14 protein-coding genes and 1 pseudogene are annotated in these 21,249 nt (G+C 70.5%); 5 read left to right on the forward strand and 10 right to left on the reverse strand.

Annotated features, from left to right (window positions below):
* Positions 1–49 precede the first annotated feature (49 nt).
* Entirely contained in the window at positions 50–1,156 is a 1,107-nt protein-coding gene (proB, locus tag ABT085_RS10300; protein ID WP_351604329.1) for a glutamate 5-kinase, read from the reverse strand.
* Between the two features lie 234 nt (positions 1,157–1,390).
* Here proB and ABT085_RS10305 point away from each other — a divergent pair, with 234 nt between their 5' ends.
* Positions 1,391–2,782: a polysaccharide pyruvyl transferase family protein gene (locus ABT085_RS10305; RefSeq protein ID WP_351604298.1), complete on the forward strand. Its 1,392-nt coding sequence runs from the start codon at positions 1,391–1,393 to the stop codon at positions 2,780–2,782.
* Between the two features lie 67 nt (positions 2,783–2,849).
* Here ABT085_RS10305 and ABT085_RS10310 read toward each other — a convergent pair whose 3' ends face one another.
* From ABT085_RS10310 to rplU, 7 genes and pseudogenes are all read right to left on the reverse strand, one after another.
* Entirely contained in the window at positions 2,850–4,070 is a 1,221-nt protein-coding gene (locus ABT085_RS10310) for a glycosyltransferase family 2 protein (protein ID WP_351604300.1), read from the reverse strand.
* Between the two features lie 222 nt (positions 4,071–4,292).
* On the reverse strand, positions 4,293–6,371 hold the full coding sequence (locus ABT085_RS10315; RefSeq protein WP_351604302.1) for a CDP-glycerol glycerophosphotransferase family protein: 2,079 nt from the start codon (positions 6,369–6,371) through the stop codon (positions 4,293–4,295).
* A 202-nt stretch (positions 6,372–6,573) separates the two neighbouring features.
* Positions 6,574–8,073: an SDR family NAD(P)-dependent oxidoreductase gene (locus ABT085_RS10320; RefSeq protein WP_351604305.1), complete on the reverse strand. Its 1,500-nt coding sequence runs from the start codon at positions 8,071–8,073 to the stop codon at positions 6,574–6,576.
* A 781-nt stretch (positions 8,074–8,854) separates the two neighbouring features.
* Positions 8,855–10,409, reverse strand: a pseudogene (locus ABT085_RS10325) (alkaline phosphatase D family protein).
* 304 nt (positions 10,410–10,713) lie between these two features.
* Complete coding sequence (gene obgE / locus ABT085_RS10330; RefSeq protein WP_351604307.1) at positions 10,714–12,150, reverse strand: GTPase ObgE; 1,437 nt, start codon at positions 12,148–12,150, stop codon at positions 10,714–10,716.
* 145 nt (positions 12,151–12,295) lie between these two features.
* Positions 12,296–12,550: a 50S ribosomal protein L27 gene (rpmA, locus tag ABT085_RS10335; protein ID WP_040253648.1), complete on the reverse strand. Its 255-nt coding sequence runs from the start codon at positions 12,548–12,550 to the stop codon at positions 12,296–12,298.
* A 14-nt stretch (positions 12,551–12,564) separates the two neighbouring features.
* Positions 12,565–12,885, reverse strand: coding sequence for a 50S ribosomal protein L21 (gene rplU, locus ABT085_RS10340; RefSeq protein WP_007381993.1), 321 nt, complete (start codon positions 12,883–12,885; stop codon positions 12,565–12,567).
* 281 nt (positions 12,886–13,166) lie between these two features.
* Between rplU and ABT085_RS10345 the strand changes: the two genes are divergently transcribed.
* The 4 genes from ABT085_RS10345 to ABT085_RS10360 all read left to right on the forward strand — a co-directional run bounded on the left by ABT085_RS10345 (position 13,167) and on the right by ABT085_RS10360 (position 18,763).
* A complete protein-coding gene (locus tag ABT085_RS10345) occupies positions 13,167–13,769 on the forward strand; it encodes an acyltransferase (protein ID WP_351604311.1) in 603 nt (200 codons plus the stop codon).
* Between the two features lie 298 nt (positions 13,770–14,067).
* Entirely contained in the window at positions 14,068–15,183 is a 1,116-nt protein-coding gene (gene wecB, locus ABT085_RS10350; RefSeq protein WP_351604313.1) for a non-hydrolyzing UDP-N-acetylglucosamine 2-epimerase, read from the forward strand.
* A 194-nt stretch (positions 15,184–15,377) separates the two neighbouring features.
* Positions 15,378–16,622, forward strand: coding sequence for a glycosyltransferase (locus ABT085_RS10355; protein WP_351604331.1), 1,245 nt, complete (start codon positions 15,378–15,380; stop codon positions 16,620–16,622).
* The gene (locus ABT085_RS10360) at positions 16,619–18,763 is read left to right on the forward strand and encodes a glycosyltransferase family protein (protein WP_351604315.1); all 2,145 of its coding nucleotides are present in this window, start codon (positions 16,619–16,621) and stop codon (positions 18,761–18,763) included. The genes ABT085_RS10355 and ABT085_RS10360 overlap by 4 nt, the downstream gene beginning before the upstream one ends.
* 161 nt (positions 18,764–18,924) lie before the next feature.
* On the opposite strand, the gene galE is transcribed toward ABT085_RS10360, so the two are convergent.
* Both galE and ABT085_RS10370 read right to left on the reverse strand, forming a co-directional pair.
* Positions 18,925–19,893: a UDP-glucose 4-epimerase GalE gene (gene galE / locus ABT085_RS10365; RefSeq protein WP_351604317.1), complete on the reverse strand. Its 969-nt coding sequence runs from the start codon at positions 19,891–19,893 to the stop codon at positions 18,925–18,927.
* A gap of 71 nt (positions 19,894–19,964) precedes the next feature.
* Complete coding sequence (locus ABT085_RS10370; RefSeq protein ID WP_351604319.1) at positions 19,965–21,248, reverse strand: nucleotide sugar dehydrogenase; 1,284 nt, start codon at positions 21,246–21,248, stop codon at positions 19,965–19,967.
* Between the last annotated feature and the right edge of the window lies 1 nt (position 21,249).

The following is a 21,249-nucleotide window of genomic DNA, read 5'->3' on the forward strand; positions in this document are numbered from 1 at the left end:
TGGCGGTTTCACGGAACGTCCCCCACCGGGAGCGCCCGTTCGACCCGGTTTACGGGTGCAGGATCACCAGGTCGTCCCTGTGTACGATCTCGCGTTCGTACGCGGGGCCCAGTTCGCGCGCCAGCTCGTGGGTGGAGCGGCCGATCAGCCGGGGGATCTCCTTGGCGTCGAAGTTGACCAGTCCGCGGGCCACCGCGCGCCCTGCGCCGTCGCGCAGCTCGACGGGGTCACCGGCGCTGAACTCGCCCTCCACGGCGGCGATTCCGGCCGGCAGCAGCGACTTGCGCCGCTCGACGACGGCGCGCACGGCCCCCTCGTCGAGGGTCAGGGAGCCCTGCGGGGTGGAGGCGTGCTGGAGCCACAGCAGCCGGTCGGCGGAGCGCTTGCCCGCCGGGTGGAAGTAGGTGCCGGTGTCCCCGCCGGCGAGGGCCTCGGCGGCGTGGACGGTGCTGGTGAGGACCACGGGGATACCGGCGGCGGCGGCGATCCGGGCCGCCTCGACCTTGGTGACCATGCCGCCGGTGCCGACGCCGGCCTTGCCCGCGCTGCCGATCTCGACGCCCGCCAGGTCGGCGGGGCCGCGCACCTCCGCTATCCGCGAGGTGCCGGGCCTGCCGGGGTCGCCGTCGTACACGCCGTCGATGTCGGACAGCAGCACGAGCAGGTCGGCGTGGACGAGGTGGGCGACGAGGGCGGCGAGGCGGTCGTTGTCGCCGAAGCGGATCTCGTCGGTGGCGACGGTGTCGTTCTCGTTGACGACCGGGAGGGCGCCCATGGCGAGGAGCTTGTCGAGGGTGCGGGAGGCGTTGCGGTGGTGTGCGCGGCGGCTCATGTCGTCGGCGGTCAGCAGGACTTGGCCGACGCGAACGCCGTAACGGGCGAGGGAGGCGGTGTAGCGGGCCATGAGCAGGCCCTGGCCGACGCTCGCGGCGGCCTGCTGGCGGGCGAGGTCCCTGGGGCGGCGGCGCAGGCCCAGCGGGGCGAGGCCGGCGGCGATGGCGCCGGAGGAGACGAGGACGATCTCCCGCTCTCCCCCGCTGCGGCTCTTGGCGAGGACGTCCACGAGCGCGTCGACCCGGTCGGCGTCCAGTCCGCCGGCGGCGGTGGTCAGCGACGAGGAACCCACTTTGACGACGATCCTGCGGGCCTCGCCCACGGCCTGCCTTGCCCCTGCCACCTTGCTCGATGTCCCCTCGCGTAGGTCTGGCGTCCCGCCCGGCAATCTACGCGAAGCGGGCCGCATGGCGTGCATCGGTCCACCTCCCGGACAGGACGTCCGGTGACCTTCCGCTTACGGATCGCACATGGCAAAGAAGTTGTACAGGTTACGACTGGAAATCAAAGCCTATTTAAATTTAATGTGATCGCCGTGCCACCTACAGTTCACCCCGTGAAGCGCATCCTCCTGAGATCAGGCAAGAGCCCCTTCGACGTCCTCGGCGTCGAAGAGGCTCTCCACCGTGACGTGATCGCCACCAACTCCGGCAACCTGATCTTCAGCGACGCCACGCACAAGATCCTCGAGACCCCCGGTGCCGAGGTGGTCTCGAACGGTATGAAGAGCGACGTCGGGGCGGCCTCGCGGATCAACGAGGAGTACGACGTGTTCGTCGTGCCGCTCGCCAACGCCTTCCGGCCGTCGTTCGAGCTCCCGCTGCAGCGGCTGACCCGGCTGATCAGCAAGCTGAAGATCCCGGTCGTCGTCGTCGGTGTCGGCGCACAGACCGGTGTGACGTACGACCCGGCGCGGCTGAAGGCCATGGAACCCAGCGTCCGCGCCTTCTGTTCGGCGGTCCTGGACCACAGCGCGTCCATCGGTGTGCGCGGCGAGTTCACCGAGAAGTACCTCAACGACATGGGCTTCCGGGACGTCGAGGTGATCGGCTGCCCGTCGATGTTCATGCACGGCGACCGGCTCCCCGTCGAGAAGCGGACGGCGGCGCTGACCGCGGACTCCCGGGTGGCGGTGAACGGCTCGCACACCGCGGTGCGCGGCGGCGGCCTGTCGAAGATCATCGACCGGTCCCACGAGCAGTACCCGAACCTGATGTACATCGGCCAGAACCTCACCGACGCCAAGCAGCTGCACTGGCGGGACGTGAACTCCCCGGCCGGCCGGATCACCGAGATGCCGACCCACCCCGACCACCCGATGTACCGGGAGGGCAAGGCCCGGGTCTACGTCGACCCGGTCACCTGGATCGACGATCTGCGGGGCTTCGACTACTCGTTCGGATCGCGAATCCACGGCAACATCGCGGCGCTGCTGGCGGGAACGCCCGCGACCGTGCTGGCCTTCGACTCGCGCACGCTGGAGCTGTGCCGGTACTTCGAGATCCCGCACCGGCTGCTGAGCGAGGCGCCCGCGGACCTCGACCCGGCCCAGCTGTACGAGGAGGCGGACTTCGGCCCGCTGACCGGCAATCACAGGCAGCGCTTCGACCGCTTCACCGCGTTCCTGGACAAGAACGGCCTGGAGAACACCTTCACGCACGGCGACGGCGGCGCGGCCTTCGAGAAGAAGCTGCGATCGCTGGCGTTCCCGGCGGGCGTGCGCCCGTGGAACGACGCCGACCTGGCCTCCCTGACCAGCCGGTTCGGGTGGCTGCAGCAGCGGATCACCGAACTGGACAGCCACAACACGCAGTTGCAGCGGGACCTGGCCAAGGCGCGGTCCGGCGCGAAGGCCGCCGCCAAGGCGGCGCTCCCCTCGCCCTCGATCTACCGGCGTGCGCGCCGGGCGGTCGGACGTCCGCTGCGGCAGGCGCTGAAGTCGAAGTAGCTCCGCACAGCCACGGAGGGGACGGTGGCGCGCCGCGCGCGTCGCCGGCCGCCCCCGGCCGTCCGTCTCACCCCGCCGTGGCGCTTCGCGGAGCCGTCCGCAGCCGGGAGATCCGGCGCCGCACCTTGCGTACCGCCCGCCGCAGGAACGACTCCGCCGGACTCTTGCGCCAGCCGGGGTACTCCTTGGCCTCGCGGGGTTCGGCGAGGTAGACGCGGTCGGGCACACCGGCCGCCCTGGAGCGGAAGTGCGGGTAGGCGAGGTAGAGCCGGGTGTTGCCCTTCTTCAGGACGGGGGCGGGCTCCTGCTTGTCCTTGATGAACCGGAGGACGTCCATGAGGAGATCCGGGCGCTGCCGGGCCACCAGGTGCAGCCGCAGCCGCTCGTGGACCCGCAGCCGCTGGGCGACGCCCTCGTTCCAGTGGGCGTCCATCAGGGGCCGGGCCAGTTCCATCTTGGTGCGCCGGGTCTCCTCGTCGTTCCTGAGGAAGACCGGCCCGAACTGCGGCAGCAGGGTGACCAGGAAGGGGCGGACCATCAGCACGTCCCGCTCCGCGCCGGGCGGCAGCATCCGCGCGAGCAGCTCCATCAGCGCCCGCGCCGAGTCGAAGCGCAGCTTGTAGCTTCCGCTCTTGGTCACATGCTTGCCGTCGTCGCGGCCCACCAGGTAGTAGCAGGTGTGGTCGGCGACCACGGAGACACCGTCGGCGCGCAGATACGCCTCCATCGTGAACAGCGCGTCCTCGCCGGTCCACAGGGACTCGTCGAAGCGCATGCCGTGCTGTTCCAGCAGGGCGCGGCGGAACAGCTTCTGCGCGCTGAGCGTGAACTTGATGTTGGAGGAGTAGACGTCGGTCCGCTTGAGCGTCTTGCCGAACATCGACTTGGGCGCGTTGCGGTTGACGCCCTCGATCTTGCCGAGGACGACGTCCGTGCCGTTCTCGTCGGCCATGGCGACCATGCGCTCCAGGGCCTCGGGGCCGAGCCGGTCGTCGGCGTCGAGGAAGAAGACGTAGCGTCCGGTGGCCTTGCCGAGGCCGACGTTGCGCGGGCCGCTGGGGCCGCCGGAGTTCTCCTGACGGATCACCGTGACGGGCATGGGAGCACGGGCGGCGAAGTCCTCCAGGCATTCACCGGTGCCGTCGTTGGAGCCGTCGTCGACCGCGATGACCTCCATGCGGGCCGGGCCGATGCTCTGCCTCTCGACCGAGGCGAGGCACTCGACCAGGTAGGGCATGGCCTCGTACGCCCCGATGATCACGCTCACATCAGGCTGCGCCACGGACACGTTTCCCCCTCATCACGAGAACTTTCCCTCGATTCAGCCGACCGGCTACCTGGTAGACGGGCGGTTTCGGCAAGTGGTTGTCTCGCCCCGTCGCATCCGTGATCCACATCACAGAATTACCGTCGAGAAATCAGGTTATACCTGGACGGTAAGAGCATCGGTAAAAACGGCGCGACCCCCGGAGAGTCTCCGGGGGCCGCGCCGTTGCCGGTGCGGGGGCCGTCAGCCGGCCGCCGCCACGCCGTCCGTCTCGCCGGCCGTCGCGACCCGCTGTCCGGGGACGGTCCGCGCCGGCACCGCCTGGTCGAGCACCGCGTGCGAGTGCTGGCCGGCGTTGCGGGCCTCGGCCTTCAGCGCGAGGTCGGCCACCGCGGTGTTGAACTGCTCGATGGACGTCGGCTCGTCCGGCCCGAGCAGGTAGCGCTTGAGCTCCCGGCGCTCCCCGGCCAGCGGGTCGGCGGCCGGGTCGCGCACGGCGTCCAGCAGCTCGCCGAGCCGGTCCGCGTCGTTGGCGAGGATCACCGCGGCGCGCACCGCGGTGTTCTGCCGCTTGAACTCCTCCACGCCAAGCCCGGCCGAGTCCGTCACCGCGTACGGCTTGCCGCTGGCGATGAAGTCGGAGACCACGCTGGAGATGTCGGAGACCATCGCGTCGGAGACGTTGAAGCAGTCGTACAGGCGCGGCTCGGCGCCCGTGACGACCCGGTGCTCGGCGGTGCCGAAGGAACGCCAGTAGGCGTCGTTCCACTCGGCGCGCAGCCGGGCGACCTCCTCGTGCTTCCTGAGGTCGACCAGACCGTCGCGGGCGGCCTCCGCCTCGTCGCCCCGCTCGCTGCCGGGTCCGGTCAGCTCGGCGAGCCGGGCGGCGGTGCGGGCCAGCTCGGCCTTCGCCTTGGCCTGGGCGGCCGCGTCGCCCGCGAACCGCGGGTCGGCGGCGCGCTCGGCGGCCGCCTTCTCGACCAGTGCGGTGATGCGCCGGTGCGCGGCGCCGGCCTTGGCACTGCGGGTGCCGGTGAAGGGGTGCGGCTTGTACAGGACCCGGACCGGGGGGTCGGCCGCGACGAGCTTCTTCACGATGTTCTCGCCGGCCAGCAGGATCGAGGTGTTGCCGGGGTTGTCGTCCCAGCCCTCCCAGGTCGGCGCGTACAGGACGGTCGGGACGCGGCCGGCGGCCGGCGTGCCCTCGGCGGTGCGGATCGGGGCCAGCTGCGGGCGTCCGACCTCGACGATGTCGTCGTCGCGGACACCGACGTCGGCGATGGCGTAGCGGTCGCGGCCCGCGCGGCCCGCGGTCCACACCTCGTCGTAGACCTTGCTGAACGGGTTCACGCTGGCGAGCTTGTCGCTGTCGCCGTGTCCGATGAAGACGTGCTTCATGGTGGGGACGCGCAGCATGTGGATGTTCTTGCCGACGTTCGCCGGGTAGAGCGTGACGCGCACGGTCGACAGGTCCAGGTTCATCAGGTGCACCCCTCCGGGCACGCAGATGACGGGGACCGTCGTGGGCAGCAGCTTCTCCATGACGACGCTCTCGCGCAGGAGGATCAGCGGCCGGGTGTCCAGCTGCTCCATCGTCTCCAGCCACATGTTGACCTGGTAGGCGGAGTCCTTGGAGCCGGAGAAGTACAGCACCGTCTCCGGGCGGTACTCGCGCAGCCAGGCGCTGACCGCGCCCAGCACCTTGTCGGCCTTCGGCGGGATCCGCTTGCCGCGCAGGCGGGGCAGGAGCGCGAGCACGTAGAGGGCGCCCAGGGCCAGCGTGACGCCGATACCGATGGCGCCGGGCAGGGTCCGGCCGGTGGCCGCGGAGACCAGCAGGCCGGCGACGGCCGCGAGGTCGAGGTGGAGCATCTTCTCGCCGGCGCGGCTCACCAGGCGGCGCGGCGGCGCGTCCGGGATGCGGATGCGGGAGACCAGGTCGACGTTGCGGGTGGCGACCGGCATCCGGCGACGGTTCTCGATCAGGGTGGCCAGCACGCCGTGCGGGGCCTGGAGCCCGTAGAAGGCGATGAAGCAGGCGATGGCGCCGTAGAAGACCAGGTCTTCCCCGAGGTCCAGGCGAGCGAGCAGCAGGACCAGGAGCAGCTCGCGGACCAGGAAGCGGGTCGACAGACCGGCCCGTACCTTGCTCAGGCGGTTGACGAGGTAGCTGTCCTTGCGGTGCAGATAGTGGTCCGCCAGGTAGGTCACCGCGGCCGTGGCCGCGAAGGCGGGGACGCTCGGGACGAGCGCGGCCACCATGAGGCAGGGGAAGCCCAGCATCATGAGGGCCGCCGCGGCCAGCTCGGCCACGCTGCCCACGCGGGCGACGCGAATAGCTGTGGATATCACAGAGGAACCTGCTCTGGGAGGGTGCTGGTTGTCTGGGCGAAATCAAAGTCCGGAATGCGCCGGAAAATCACCTTGTGAAGACTGTGCAATCCTTAAGGACTCAGGCCTCTGCGAATGCCGGGTGAACTGGCAACCACAGAGGCCTGAATGACTGAAGGCTAATTGCCGCTAATTATGCCACGCCGTCCTGACGGTCCAGGACACTGGCCAGCGCCTGCTCGAAGCCGGAGGCCTTGCCGGCCGGCGCCGTCGGGTCCTGCTGGCGGACATCGATCACATGTCCGGTCAGCTCGGACAGCAGGACGTCGAGCGAGGTGCGGGCCACCGCCTCGGAGGAGAGCAGGCTACCCGCGGGCTCCTGGCCGAAGGCCTTGGTGCGCATCGGGGTGGCGGTGCGCTCCGGGTTGACGCAGTTGACGCGGATGCTGTCGCCGGCCCACTCGTCGGCCAGGGCCTGGGTGAGGTTCACCATGGCGGCCTTGGTGGAGGAGTACAGGCTGTACTCGGCACGGCCGCGGGTGTAGCTGCTGGAGGTGTAGAGCAGCAACTGGCCCTTGGTCTCGGCGAGGTACTTGTACGCGGAACGGGCGATCTGCACCGGCGCCAGGTAGTTGACCTTCAGCGCCTCCTCGATGGTGGCGTTGTCGGTCTCGGCCAGCTTGCCGATGCGCAGCACGCCCGCGGTGTTGACGACGTAGTCGATGCGCCCGGTCTCGGCGTACGCCTTGGACAGCGCGTCGTCGACCTCCTCCGGGTTCTCCACGTGGGTGCCGGTGGTGGAGCGGCCCAGCGCGTACACGTGCGCGCCGTAGGCCCCGGCGAGTTCGGCGATGTCCTTGCCGATGCCGTAGGAGCCGCCGAAGATGACGACCGTGCGGCCGGTGAGGAGCTCGCGGTAGGCGGCCTCGTCCTTCTGCTCAGGGGCGGCGGTGGAGCCGAGCTGGAACAGCTTGTCGGCGATGAAGACGTCGACCGGCTGCGTCACCTTCATGTTGTACTCGTCACCCGCGACCACGTGGATCGGCACGTCGGGCAGGTACTTGAGCACGACGGAGCAGTCGTCGGTGGCCTGGAAGTTGGGGTCGCCGGCCGCGATCTCGTAGGCCCGGCGGATGGTGGACAGCTTGAAGGCCTGCGGGGTCTGGCCGCGGCGCAGCCGGGAGCGGTCCGGGATCTCGGTGATGAACTCGCCGTCCTCGCCGTGCGTGCGCGTGACGATGATGGTGTCCGCGGACGGGATGGCGACGTCGACGGCCTGGTAGCGCTCCAGCGCCGCCACGCAGTCGTCGATGACGCGCTGCGACAGCAGCGGCCGCACGGCGTCGTGGAAGAGGACGTTGGCGTCCTCGCCCTCGGCCAGGCCCTCGCCGAGGGCGGCGATGGCGCGCTCGGTGGTCTCGTTCCGCGTCGCGCCGCCCTCGATGATCCTGGAGACCTTCCTGAGACCGGCCTTGGCGACGATCTTCTCCACGTCCGGCACATAGCCGGGCGCCATCAGCACGATGACGTCGTCGATGGAGTCGGCTTCCTCGAAGGTGGTCAGGGTGTGCTCGATGACTGCCTTGCCGGCGATCTTCAGCAGCTGCTTGGGGATCGACAGACCCACCCGCTGACCGGTGCCACCGGCCAGGATCACTGCGGTGGTACGGGGCTTGGCTATGTGCTGGAACACAGGTGACCTACCTTGGGGCGACAGGGAACTTGGAAAGGGTCCCACTTCTGGTTACCGCTGTGCAAGGTGAGAGACCTCCACCGCATATGTGCGCGCAACCTGTCATTCATCTTGCACCGATGGTGATAGCCGGGTCACGGCAAGACCTTCCACGCTTCCTCGCGGACATTTGCTGTGAGTAACTCCACAGGGAGCCGAAGCCACCCGAGAGCGACGGCCGAGCAGGGCCCGGCGCCGCCGCCGCTGCGAGGGGCAGTGGTGTCCGTGTACCCGCGCGGGCGCCTTCGACGACGTCCGGTGCACGGCCGCCGTGCGGGCCGCGGAAGCGCACTTCACCGGGACGGCGGACCCGGATCACCGTTCACACGGACCCCTGCGGCCCCGATACGCCCCGCCCTTACCGCACCCTTACCGCGCCGGTCTCCGCCGGCGCCCCGACGGCTTCCGGCGACCCGCCCAAATGTCTCGGTCTTCACGTCCCGCGATGCCGGGCTGCACCTTTTCTGCATATGCATGACGACGCCGTCACCGACACATCCCGAATACGGTTCGCGGGCAGCCCATTGCCGCGGAATTCCTTATGGGGATTCCGCGGCATCCCGGCACCCGACGGCGTTCACTCCGATGTCATCCCTCGTACAGTCCGTCTCCATGGTCAACGGACGGTAGGGGAAGTTTCTGAGCTCATGCTGAGAGGAGCCTGGGACATGGATGAGTCCCAGGCTCCTCGCGCATCTGCCGCGGCCTCCGCGGAGGGCCGGGGTCTTTCGCGCCGGGCGTGTCAGACGAGCCGTACGCCCGGCCTGCCGTCCTCGACCCGCAGTCGGGCCAGGGTCCGCGCCGACGACCTGGTCCGCAGGACCGTGCCGACCACCCTGACCTGCGCGTCGATGCGGTCGCGGTGGATGTCGAAGAGGTGGTAGCCGCGGTGTGCGTCGACCAGCTTCCAGTGCGGGTTGTCGGGTTTGCGCGGATCCGTGAAGGCGTGGAAGGCGGCCTGGTCCTGGTCGCCGCCGCTGGAGATCGAGGTGCCGACGAACTCGGCGCCGACGACGGCCGAGCGCGGATCGGCGAAGTCCCTCTTCAGATCGCTGATCATCGTGACGTGCCGGTCACCGCTGAGCACGACGGGATTGCGTACAGTCGCGAATTGGGCGAGCAGCGCGTTGCGCTCGGTCTGGTAGCCGTCCCAGGCGTCGTAGTACCACTGCTTGCCCGCGCCGATCAGCAGATCCGTCTCGGCCATCATGATCTGCGAGGCGACGAGGTTCCAGGTCGCCGTGGAGCCGTGCAGCCCGTCGAGGAGCCACTTCTTCTGGGCGGCGCCGAGCATGGTGCGCGACGGGCTGCGGGCGCCCGCCTGGGTGGTCGCCTGGTTGCTGCGGAACTGCCGGGTGTCCAGCACGTCGAGCCGGGCCAGGCTCCCGAAGTCCAGCCGGCGGTGCATCCGGATGTGCGGGCCGTTCGGGACCGCGCTCGCCCGTACCGGCATGTGCTCGTAGTACGCCTGGTAGGCCGCGGGTCAGCCGGGCGACGAACGCGGCGTGGGACTGCTTGTCGGGGTCCTGCGGGACCTGGCCGGCGTAGTCGTTGTCGACCTCGTGGTCGTCGAAGGTGACCACCCAGGGGGCGGCCGCGTGCATCGCCCGCAGGTCGGGGTCCCTGCGGTACTGGGCGTGGCGGTTGCGGTACTGCACCAGGCTGTGCGGCTCCCCCGTGCCCTCGTGCCGTCGTACACCCGTGGCCGACGGCGGGGACTCGTAGATGTAGTCGCCGACGAAGACGACGACGTCCGGATCCTGCACCCGCATGTCGGCGTACGGCGTGAAGTAGCCCTGCTGCCAGTTCTGGCAGGAGGCGAGCGCCACCCGCAGCGGGCCGCGGCCGGTGGCGTCGGGCGCGGTGCGGGTGCGGCCGCGGGGCGAGATCTGGCCGTCGGCGCGGAAGCGGTACCAGTACGCACGGTCCGGGCGTAACCCCCGTACATCCACGTGAACGCTGTGTCCGTACGCGGGTTTCGCCTGCGCGGTGCCCCGGCGCACGCCCGTGACGAAACGCGAGTCCTCCGAGATCTCCCACTGCACCGGCACGGTACGGGCCGGCATACCGCCGCCGTGCAGCGGGTCGGGGGCGAGTCTGGTCCACAGCACGATGCCGTCGGGCAACGGGTCCCCGGAGGCGACTCCGAGGCTGAACACTCCCGCGGGAAGCCTGGGTTGGGCGGCACTGGCGGTGGCGGGCAGCCACAGCTGGGTGGTGGCGGCGCCGAGCACGGCGGCACCGGTGGTCAACAGGCGGCGTCGGTCGGGCGATTCGGGTCCGGTCACTGGGGTCATGGGACGAACTCCCCTGCCTCGCCGGCCTCTTGGTCGTTCGGAAGCTCCCACGGGCGGCCGGTCGGCCCGCTGAACAGCGGACCTCGCGTGCATGACAAGCGGACGGACAAGAAGGGACCCGTTGCCAGGTGGCGAAGGCGGGACGAACGCGCCCTTGCCGCAACGGGTCCCGGGGACTGCGGGTGGACAGTCCGGACGGTGGTGTCACCTCATGCCGGTGCCGTCCCGGAAGGGATCCGGAACGGCACCGCGAGAACTTCTCCAGAGCCCGGGAAGAGGTCCGCGAGGGCTCCGGAAAGGGGCTCTAGAAGGGCTCGAAGCCGTCGAACTCGCGGGCGGCCTCGTCCCGCTCCGCGTCCCGGTCCCGGCGGCGCTGGGCCGCGGGCCTCGGTGCCTCGAAGCGGTGGTCCTCACCGCGCCGGCCGAGCATCTCCGCACCCGCGGTGACCGACGGCTCCCAGTCGAAGACGACCGCGTTGTCCTCGGGGCCGATCGCGACGCCGTCGCCGGAGCGGGCGCCCGCCTTCATCAGCTCCGTCTCCACGCCGAGGCGGTTGAGCCGGTCGGCGAGGTAGCCCACGGCCTCGTCGTTGTTGAAGTCGGTCTGGCGCACCCAGCGTTCGGGCTTCTCGCCGCGCACGCGGAACAGGCCGTCCTCCTCCAGGGTGACGGTGAAGCCGGCGTCGTCGACGGCCTTCGGCCGGATGACGATCCGCGTGGCCTCCTCCTTCGGACGGGCGGCCCGCGCCTTCGCCACCAGGTCGGCGAGCGCGAACGACAGCTCCTTGAGCCCCATGTGCGCCACCGCGGACACCTCGAAGACGCGGTAACCGCGCGCTTCGAGATCCGGGCGCACCATCTCGGCGAGGTCCTTGCCGTCCGGTACGTCGATCTTGTTCAGGACGACGATGCGCGGACGGTCGTCGAGGCCGCCGTACTGGCGCAGCTCCTCCTCGATGATGTCGAGGTCGGTGACCGGGTCGCGCTCGGACTCCAGCGTGGCCGTGTCCAGCACGTGCACGAGCACGCTGCACCGCTCCACGTGGCGCAGGAACTCCAGGCCGAGCCCCTTGCCCTGGCTGGCGCCGGGGATGAGACCCGGGACGTCGGCGATCGTGTAGACGGTCGAGCCGGCGGTCACGACGCCCAGGTTCGGGACGAGGGTGGTGAAGGGGTAGTCGGCGATCTTCGGCTTGGCGGCGCTCAGCACGGAGATCAGCGAGGACTTGCCCGCGCTCGGGTAGCCGACCAGTGCCACGTCGGCGACGGTCTTCAGCTCCAGCACGATCTCGCCGAGATCGCCGGGCTCGCCGAGCAGCGCGAATCCGGGCGCCTTGCGGCGGGCGGAGGCGAGCGCCGCGTTGCCGAGGCCGCCGCGGCCGCCCTGGGCCGCGACATAGGACGTCCCGTGTCCGACCAGGTCAGCGAGCACGTTGCCCGCCGCGTCCAGGACGACCGTGCCGTCCGGCACCGGCAGGACCAGGTCCTGACCGTCCTTGCCGGAGCGGTTGCCGCCCTCGCCGGGCTTGCCGTTGGTGGCCTTGCGGTGCGGGGAGTGGTGGTACTCGAGGAGGGTGGTCACGGACTGGTCGACGGTGAGGATGACATCCCCGCCGCGTCCGCCGTTGCCGCCGTCCGGGCCGCCGAGCGGCTTGAACTTCTCCCGGTGTACGGAGGCACAGCCGTGGCCTCCGTTACCCGCGGCGACGTGCAGTTCGACGCGGTCCACGAAGGTGGTCATGGTGGGGTGCCTCCAGCACTTCGGTCTTACGTACGGTTTTCTTGCTGCCGGCCTGTGCGCTGCCGGTCTCTCTCTTGCGTAACACGCGAAAGGCGGACCCGCCTTCCCGAACGGGAAGTGAGGTCCGCCTCGCGAAAGCTTCCGATCAGGCGACCGGAACGATGTTCACGACCTTGCGGCCGCGGAACGTGCCGAACTCCACCGCACCGGGCTGAAGCGCGAACAGCGTGTCGTCGCCGCCACGGCCGACGCCGGAGCCCGGGTGGAAGTGGGTGCCGCGCTGGCGGACCAGGATCTCACCAGCGTTGACGACCTGACCGCCGAAGCGCTTCACGCCGAGCCGCTGGGCATTGGAGTCGCGACCGTTCCGGGTGGACGATGCGCCCTTCTTGTGTGCCATGTCTCCTCAGTCCCTTACTTCGCAGCCGCGGGGATCTCAGTGACCTTGATCGCCGTGTACTGCTGGCGGTGGCCCTGACGACGGCGGTAGCCGGTCTTGTTCTTGTAGCGAAGGATGTCGATCTTCACACCCTTGTGGTGGTCCACGACCTCGGCCTGGACCTTGATGCCGGCCAGCACCCACGGGTCGCTGGTCACAGCGTCGCCGTCGACAACGAGCAGGGTCGAGAGCTCGACCGTGTCGCCAACCTTGGCAGTGGAAATCTTGTCAACCTCAACGATGTCGCCGACAGCAACCTTGTGCTGGCGGCCACCGCTGCGCACGATGGCGTACACGCGGATCTCACTCTCTCGCTCGGGAACGGCACCCCCGCAGTCCAGCCGTCCGGGACGAACACGGGCGGCCTCTCCCGGCCACCGAAGCGCCCGGGAGGAAGAGGTTTACGGGGATGTGGCATGCCAGTCGACACGCCGACGGTCAAGGTTACGGGGCCCGGCTTGAGGGGTCAAACCGGACCCCGTCGGCCTGTCGGCAGGGTCACCGAGCAGTACGGATACGGGGAGCAGCGCGCCCCCGTATGCTCCCCGAGCGAAGCCGAACACCGAGAGGCAGAGAAGTGAACTACAGGGTCCAGCCCAGTGCCCAGGTCGACGAAACCGCCGAGATCGGTGCCGGGAGCAGCGTCTGGGACCTCGCCCAGATCCGTGAGGACGCCCGCCTCGGCGAGGGCTGCGTCATCGGCCGCGGCGCGTACGTCGGCTCGGGCGTGCGCATGGGGGACAACTGCAAGCTCCAGAACTACGCGCTCGTCTACGAGCCGGCCGAGCTCGGCGACGGTGTCTTCATCGGCCCGGCCGTGGTCCTCACCAACGACCACAACCCGCGCTCGGTGGACCCCGAGGGCAAGCAGAAGCGCGGCGCCGACTGGGAGGCCGTCGGCGTCAAGATCCTCGACGGCGCATCGATCGGCGCGCGCTCGGTGTGTGTGGCCCCGATCACCATCGGTCGCTGGGCGATGGTCGCCGCCGGCGCCGTCGTCACCAAGGACGTGCCGGACTTCGCCCTGGTCATGGGTGTGCCCGCACGCCGGGCCGGCTGGGTCGGCCGGGCCGGTGAGCGCCTCGTCGAGCGCGCGGACGAGCCGGGCGTGTGGGAATGCCCACGGACCGGCGCCCTGCACGACGAGAAGGACGGCGTGCTGAGCGAGCGCGCCGTTTAGTACGGCACAGCACAACCTTCGAGGGCTCTCGGGCATCTACTTCCCCAAGGGTGTCGCTTGTGCTTCAGCGGACGTGCGCCGATGGTTCATACAATCGTTATGCGTCCGCCGCAGGGTCCGCACCCGAAGCCCGATCACGCCCTGCCACCTGCATCCCGATCGCCGTACGAACGCGTCCCGGGCCCCGCACGCCCTTCGGCGGCGGGGTCGGCCGGCGCGGCAGTTGCCTACCATTGCGTGCGGAAACCTCCGCCGAAGAGCGTCCGGATCACCGATCCGACCGAGAAGAAGAGTGCCCGTGAAAGTCATCAGCATCGTCGGAGCCCGTCCTCAACTGGTGAAGCTCGCCCCCATCGCGGCTGCCTTCGCCGGGACCGAGCACGAGCACGTCATCGTGCACACCGGGCAGCATTACGACGCGGACCTCTCCGACGTCTTCTTCTCGGGCCTGGGGATCCCCGACCCCGACGTCCATCTCGGCGTCGGCTCGGGCAGCCACGGCGTGCAGACCGGAGCCGTCCTCTCCGCCCTCGACCCGGTCCTGGAGCGGGAGCAGCCCGACTGGGTGCTCGTCTACGGCGACACCAACTCCACGATCGCCGGCGCGCTGTCCGCGGTGAAGATGCACCTGCCGGTCGCCCACCTGGAGGCCGGTCTGCGCTCGTTCAACCGGCGGATGCCCGAGGAGCACAACCGCGTCCTCACCGACCACAGCGCCGACCTGCTGCTGGCCCCGACCGAGGAGGCCATGCGCCACCTCGCCGCCGAGGGCCTCGCCGACCGGGCGCGCCTGGCCGGCGACGTGATGGTCGACATCTGCCTGCGCATCCGCGACCAGGTGCGGGCCGGCGAGTTCCCGGCGCCCGTGCTGCCGGAGGGCATCGACCCGGCCGAACCGTTCCTGCTGGCGACCTTGCACCGCCCGGACAACACGGACGACCCGGAGCGGCTGTCCGCGATCCTGGAGTCCCTCGCCAAGCTGCCGGTGCCGGTCGCGCTGGCCGCCCACCCGCGGCTGGTCGCCAAGGCCGAGGCGCACGGCATCACCCTGGCCCAGGGCAATCTGCACGTCGGCCGCCCGCTGCCGTACGCGAGCCTGGTCGCCGCCGTCCTCGCCTCCGTCGGCGTGGTCACCGACTCGGGCGGCCTCCAGAAGGAGGCCTTCCTGCTGGAGCGCATCTGCACCACCATCCGCCCGGAGACGGAGTGGGTGGAGACCGTGAACACCGGCTGGAACGTCCTCGTGCCGGACCCGCACACCCTGTCGCCCGCCGACTTCGCCGCCACCGTCACCCGCCCGGTGCCGACCGACGACCCGGGCACCCCGTACGGCGACGGCAAGGCCGCCGAGAACGTGGTGCGTCTCATGGAGCAGTTCACCCAGGAGCTGAAGGGAGGCAGCCGGCACGCGTGACGCGGTCCACTCGGCCCTCGGCCGCCCGGCTACCCGGGCGGCTTCGTACGGCCGGATCCGCGCACGTCAGCGTGCTAGCGTCAATCGCTATGCCATCGTCTCCCCCGCCCGGTCCGCCTGTGGACGGCAAGCGGCCCCACGTCGTCTATCTCGCCATCGGTTTCCCGCCGGCCGCCAAGAGCTCGACCTACCGCATGCGCGAGACGGCCAACCAGTTCGTGAAAGCCGGCTGGGACGTCACGGTCGTCAACATCGCCCGCGAATCCTGGGAACTCGACTCCGGCATCGACCTCTCCCTGCTCGAGCAGGTCGACCCGCGGGTCGAGATCGTCGAGCTCCAGCTGGCCCGTGAGGACCTGGAGACCGACATCCGCGCCTTCTCCGAGGCGCGCGCCCTCAACCCCAACGGCTGGCTCGCCGATCTGCGCGATCGCCAGACCGAGACCTTCCCCGAGCCCAACTTCGGCGAGTGGCGGCACGACCTCGAGCAGGCCGTCCTGAAGATCCACCGGGACAAGCCCGCCGACCTGCTGCTCGCCAGCTGTGTGCCCTACGTGAACCTCGCCGCGGCCTGGAAGCTGTGGGAGGAGGCGAAGGTGCCGTACGCGGTGGACTTCCGCGACGGCTGGTCCATCGACGTCATCGACGGCGTCGAGCCCTTCGCCCGGGACTCCGAGGAGGCCCGCTGGGAGCAGAAGATCCTCGACCACGCCGTCTCCCTGTGGGTGGTCAACGACCCGATCGCCGAGCACTACCGCAAGCGGTACCCGGCGTTCGCCGACCGCGTCCACGTCGTGCGCAACGGCTACGACGCCGACAGCTCGCCCGGCCGCGTGCACAACCCCGACCCCGACTCCGGACTCGTCTTCGGGTACCTGGGCACGGTCAACTTCTCCATCTCGCACCTGGAGACCGTGCTGAACGCCTGGCGTGCGGCCCGGGCCAAGGAGCCGCTGCTGGCGAACGCGCGCTTCGAGCTGCGCGGCCACATAGGCAACGGCGCCAACCGCGGTGCGAACCGCCACGCCGAGGTCATCAAGGAGGCCGCGGCCGACGGCGTGTTCTTCGGGGGCCCCGCCGCCAAGGCCGAGGTCTCCTCGATCTACGCCGGCTGGGACGCCATGGTGCTGATCCTGATCGGCGGGCGGTACGTGACCTCCGGCAAGGTCTACGAGTACATGGCGACCGGCCTGCCCATCGTCTCGGCCCACGCCGTCGAGCACGACGCGTCGAACGTGCTGCGGGGCCACCCGCTGTGGACGGGGGCCGTCGGCATCGACGCGGCGGGCCTGACGGAGTCGTTCGTCAGGGCCGCGCACATGGCGGTCGAGACGACCGACGAGGAGCACGCCGAAGCGATGACGCACGCCAACCAGTTCACCCGGGAGGCGCTGATGTCCGTCGCCGTCAAGAACCTGGTCGAGGAGCTGGCCAAGTGACCGAAGTCCTGATCATCGCCTCGACCGCGCCGCAGTTCGGAGTCCTCGCCGAGTCGGTGCGCAAGTTCAACGCGCTCGGCGCGCGCGTCCGGCTCGCGGGCACCTTCGCGATGGACGCCGAGGGCGTGCCCGAGCAGCTCGCCCCGATCGAGCTCGCCGAGCTGCACCAGCTGCCGCGCAACCTCAAGCACCGCAGCCAGGCGCTGCGCCGCCGGGCCACCAAGTCCCCGGCCGGTGCGCGCACCTGGCTGCAGGCTCAGCGCGACTCCTGGCTGCGCTCGCACGCCCGCAAGGCGGACGTGCTCGTCGCCCTCGACCCCCGCTCCGTGTACACGGTGTGGCGGCTCGCGGAGTACAACCGCACCGCCGCCGCCCAGTTCGGGCTCGCGCCCGCGCTCAGGGCCGTCAAGGCCCTGCAGGAGCAGGGCGGCGCCGGTGACGCGCGCGGCTCGGTCCTGCCGCCGCTGTCCACCGTGACCCGTGAGGTCAAGCGCAGCGTGGACCAGCTGCCCGGGCAGCTCCTCCGGGCGGCGACCCCGCGCCCGGTGATGTACTCCGGCGTCGGTGCCCGGCTGTGGCGCGGTGCGATCACCGCGCCCGGTGTGCCGGTGAAGATCCGCGCCTCGACCTCGCGGTACGTCGCCGAGGGCATGCGCTGGGCCGGCCGTACCAGCGGCGCCGCGCTCACCCTCGCGGAGGCCGCCGCGCGGATCGCCGATCCCCAGCTCAGGTCCGACCTCTTCGACGAGGCCGCGATGCAGGAGATCAGCAAGGGCATCAGCCCGCGCGGCATCGAGAAGTCGGTGGAGGCCCGGCTGGCCCTCGCCGACCGGGAGTTCGCGCAGGGCCGTACCAAGCAGGCCGCGAAGGCGCTCGACCGGGCGCTGCACCTGGGCTTCCACCGGGTGCTGCACATCGATCAGCTGTCCTCTCCGCTGGCCAAGGACGCGGCCGGCTTCGTGGCGCCGGTCTACCGCTCCAAGGCGATGCAGGCGGCGAGCCGGCCGCGCGGCCGCAAGGTCCCTGCGGCCCCGGCGCCCACCGACCGTCCGCTGCGGCTGCTCATCACCACGAGCGCCAACGACAACTTCCTGCCCCTGATCAGGGAGCAGTTCGGCAACCACCCGGGCGTCGAGCTGCGCTTCCTGGACCTGTCCACCAGCAAGCACCTCAAGGGCATCTCGTGGGCGGCCACGCGGATGCTCCAGGACCGGCTGGAGGACGGCGAGAGCGACTACCAGGAGGAGGTGGAGCGCCTGATGCGTCCCCACCTCGACTGGGCGGACACGGTGTTCCTGGAGTGGGCGGCCGGTCCGGCCGGCATGCTCACCACGATCGACCCGGGCGACACCCGGATCGTCATGCGGCTGCACAGCTACGAGGCGTTCACGCGCTGGCCGCACATGACGGACTTCTCACGGGTCGACGACCTGATGTTCATCGCCCCGCACGTGAAGGACCTGACGCTCTCGCTGGTGCCGATGCTGCGCGGCGAGCAGGCCCCGCGCTTCCATGTCATCGACAACGCCATGGACCTGTCGGGCTTCAACCGCCCCAAGCCGGCCGAGGCCCGCTTCAACCTGGGCCTGATCGGCATCGGTCAGGTCGCCAAGGACCCCCAGTGGGCCGTGGACGTCCTGGAGCGGGTGCGCAAGCACGACGAGCGGTACCGGCTGCTGCTGGTCGGCGGCGACATGGACCCGAAGACCAGCCAGGCCACCCGTGAGTACCTGCGCGAGTTCGAGAAGACGCTCGCCCCGCTGGAGGAGTCCGGCGCGGTGGTCCGCCTCGGCCCGACGGACGACGTGCCCTCCAAGCTCGTCGAGATCGGTACGATCCTGAGCTCCTCGGTCCGCGAGGGCTGCCACGTCGGCCTGATGGAGGGCGCGGCCAGCGGTGCCGTCCCGGTCGCGCGCGACTGGCCGTTCTACGCCGGCAAGCCCAACAGCGCCCGCACCCTCTACCCGGAGGGCTGGGTCGTGGCCTCACCGCAGGAGGCGGCCGAGCGGATCCTGAAGGCGACGGCCACCGAGGAGGCGTGGCGTGCCGAGGGCGCGCTCGCGACCGAGCACGCGCTGACCGTGTGGGACTGGCCCGTGGTGCGGAAGCACTTCGAGGAGCTGTTCCTCGGCAAGGCTTAGCACACTACGAGAACGGCCCCCGGGGACACGCTTCCCCGGGGGCTGTTCTCGTAGTGCGGTCGTGCAAGTCGTACGGAGCGCACGGTGTGCCGCCTGTGCGAAACGCCCGGCCGGGGATTCCCGGTCGGGCGTTTCGCGCAGGTCGTGGTCCGTGCGCGGTCTCACGGATGCCGCAGCCGCCACCCTGCCCAGGCCGACTCGACCATCTCGCGCACGCCGCGCTCGGCGCTCCAGTCCAGCTCCGCCCGGATGCGGTCCGCTGCGGCCACCACGCGCGCCGGGTCGCCGGCCCGTCGCCCGGTCACCTTGGGACTCACGTCCGTGCGGCCCGTGACCTCCTGGATGAGCTCGATCATCTCCGCCACCGAGACGCCTTCGCCCCGGCCGATGTTGAGCACCAGCCGGGCCCCGGGCTCGGCGGCCAGCCGGCGTGCGGCGGCGACATGCGCGGACGCGATGTCCTCGACGTGGATGAAGTCGCGCACACAGGTGCCGTCGGGCGTCGGGTAGTCGTCCCCGAAGATCCACGGCGACCCGTCGTCCTCGAGGCGTTCGAAGACCATCGGGACGAGGTTGAAGACGCCGTCGTCGCCCAGCTCGGGCGTGGCCGCGCCGGCCACGTTGAAGTAGCGCAGCGACGCGGTCGCCAGGCCGTGCCGGGCGCCGACCGCGGAGACCAGCCACTCGCCCGCGAGCTTGGTCTCGCCGTACGGGTTGATCGGCGCGCAGGGCGTCCGCTCGGTGACGAGGTCGACGTCGGGCATGCCGTACACGGCCGCGGAGGAGGAGAACACGAACCGGGTGACGCCTGCCTCGACGGCCGCGTCGAGCAGGACGCGCAGGCCCTCGACGTTCTCCCGGTAGTAGTACAGCGGCCGCTCGACGGACTCGGCGACCTGCTTCTTGCCGGCGATGTGCACGATGCCGGTGACGGCGTGCTCGCGCAGCACCCGGGCCACGGTGTCACGGTCGAGGACCGTGCCGACCTCCAGCGGGACGCCGTCCGGGAGCCGGTCGGCGCGGCCGGTGCTGAGGTCGTCGAGGACGACGACGCGCTCACCGCCGTCCGTCATCGCCTTCACCACATGCGAGCCGATGAAGCCCGCGCCGCCCGTGATGAGCCAGGTCATGGGAAACCTTTCTGCACGTCGGCCCCGCCCCGGGAGGCGGGGCGGGGCCGACGCTGCGTGTTCGAGTGTCCTCAGCCGCCGATGACGACCCGCCGGACGCCCTTCCAGGCCTCCGGGTCGGTCGTACGGCGTCCGTCGACCAGGACCGTGACGTCCGGCAGGTCGGCCGGGGTCAGGGTGCGGTACTCGGCGTGGTCGGCCTGGAGGATCGCGGCGGTGACCGTCTCACCGGCGTGCGGGGTCAGACCGTGCGCGGCCAGCTCCTCGTCCGTGTACATCGGGTCCGAGACGAAGGGGACCGCGCCGCGCGCCTTGAGCGCCTCGACCGTCGGGAAGACGCCCGAGAACGCCGTCTCCTTCACGCCGCCGCGGTAGGCGGCGCCCAGCACGAGCACGTTCACCCCGGTCAGGTCGCCGTACGCGGCGGCCAGCAGGTCGACGGCGTACTGCGGCATCGCGGCGTTCGCCTCACGGGCGGAGCGCACCACGGTGGCGGCCGGGTCGTTCCACAGGTACATCCGCGGGTAGATCGGGATGCAGTGGCCGCCGACGGCGATGCCCGGCTGGTGGATGTGGCTGTACGGCTGCGAGTTGCAGGCCTCGATGACCTTCTTGACGTCGATGCCGTTGCTGTCCGCGAAACGCGCGAACTGGTTGGCCAGACCGATGTTGACGTCACGGTAGGTGGTCTCGGCCAGCTTGGCGAGCTCGGAGGCCTCGGCCGTGCCCAGGTCCCAAACGCCGTTGGCCTGCGGCAGGTCGTCGCGCTCGTCGAAGTCGAGGACCTGCTCGTAGAACTCCACGCCACGGGCCGACGACGCCTCGTCGATGCCGCCGACCAGCTTGGGGTAGCGGCGCAGGTCGGCGAAGACGCGGCCGGTGAGGACCCGCTCGGGCGAGAAGACCAGGTGGAAGTCCTCGCCCGGGGTCAGGTCCGAGCCCTCGGCCAGCATCGGCGCCCAGCGGGTGCGGGTGGTGCCGACCGGGAGGGTCGTCTCGTACGAGACCAGCGTGCCGGGCTTGAGGCCCTGGGCGATCGCCTTGGTCGCCGCGTCCATCCAGCCGAAGTCCGGGGTGCCCTCGGCGTCCACGAACAGCGGGACGACCACGACGACGGCCTCGGACTGGGCGACCGCGGACGCGGTGTCCGTCGTCGCGCTCAGCAGTCCGGCGTCGACGGCCTGCTTGAGCTTGACGTCGAGGTCGTGCTCACCGGGGAACGGCTCGGTGCCGGCGTTGACGAGCTCGACGACCTTCTCGTTGACGTCCGCCCCGATGACCCGGTGGCCCTTGGACGCGAACTGCACGGCCAGCGGGAGCCCGATCTTGCCGAGGGCTACTACACAGATGTTCATG

Origin of the sequence: Streptomyces sp. NPDC002265 (assembly GCF_040296125.1) — a bacterium.
Lineage (GTDB): Bacteria > Actinomycetota > Actinomycetes > Streptomycetales > Streptomycetaceae > Streptomyces.

Bases quoted from the DNA above. Each gene is read 5' to 3' on its own strand.
- obgE (WP_351604307.1), bottom strand. From the start codon at position 12,150: ATGACCACCTTCGTGGACCGCGTCGAACTGCACGTCGCCGCGGGTAAC.
- rpmA (WP_040253648.1), bottom strand. From the start codon at position 12,550: ATGGCACACAAGAAGGGCGCATCGTCCACCCGGAACGGTCGCGACTCC.
- ABT085_RS10355 (WP_351604331.1), top strand. From the start codon at position 15,378: ATGCGCGAGACGGCCAACCAGTTCGTGAAAGCCGGCTGGGACGTCACG.
- galE (WP_351604317.1), bottom strand. From the start codon at position 19,893: ATGACCTGGCTCATCACGGGCGGCGCGGGCTTCATCGGCTCGCATGTG.
- ABT085_RS10370 (WP_351604319.1), bottom strand. From the start codon at position 21,248: ATGAACATCTGTGTAGTAGCCCTCGGCAAGATCGGGCTCCCGCTGGCC.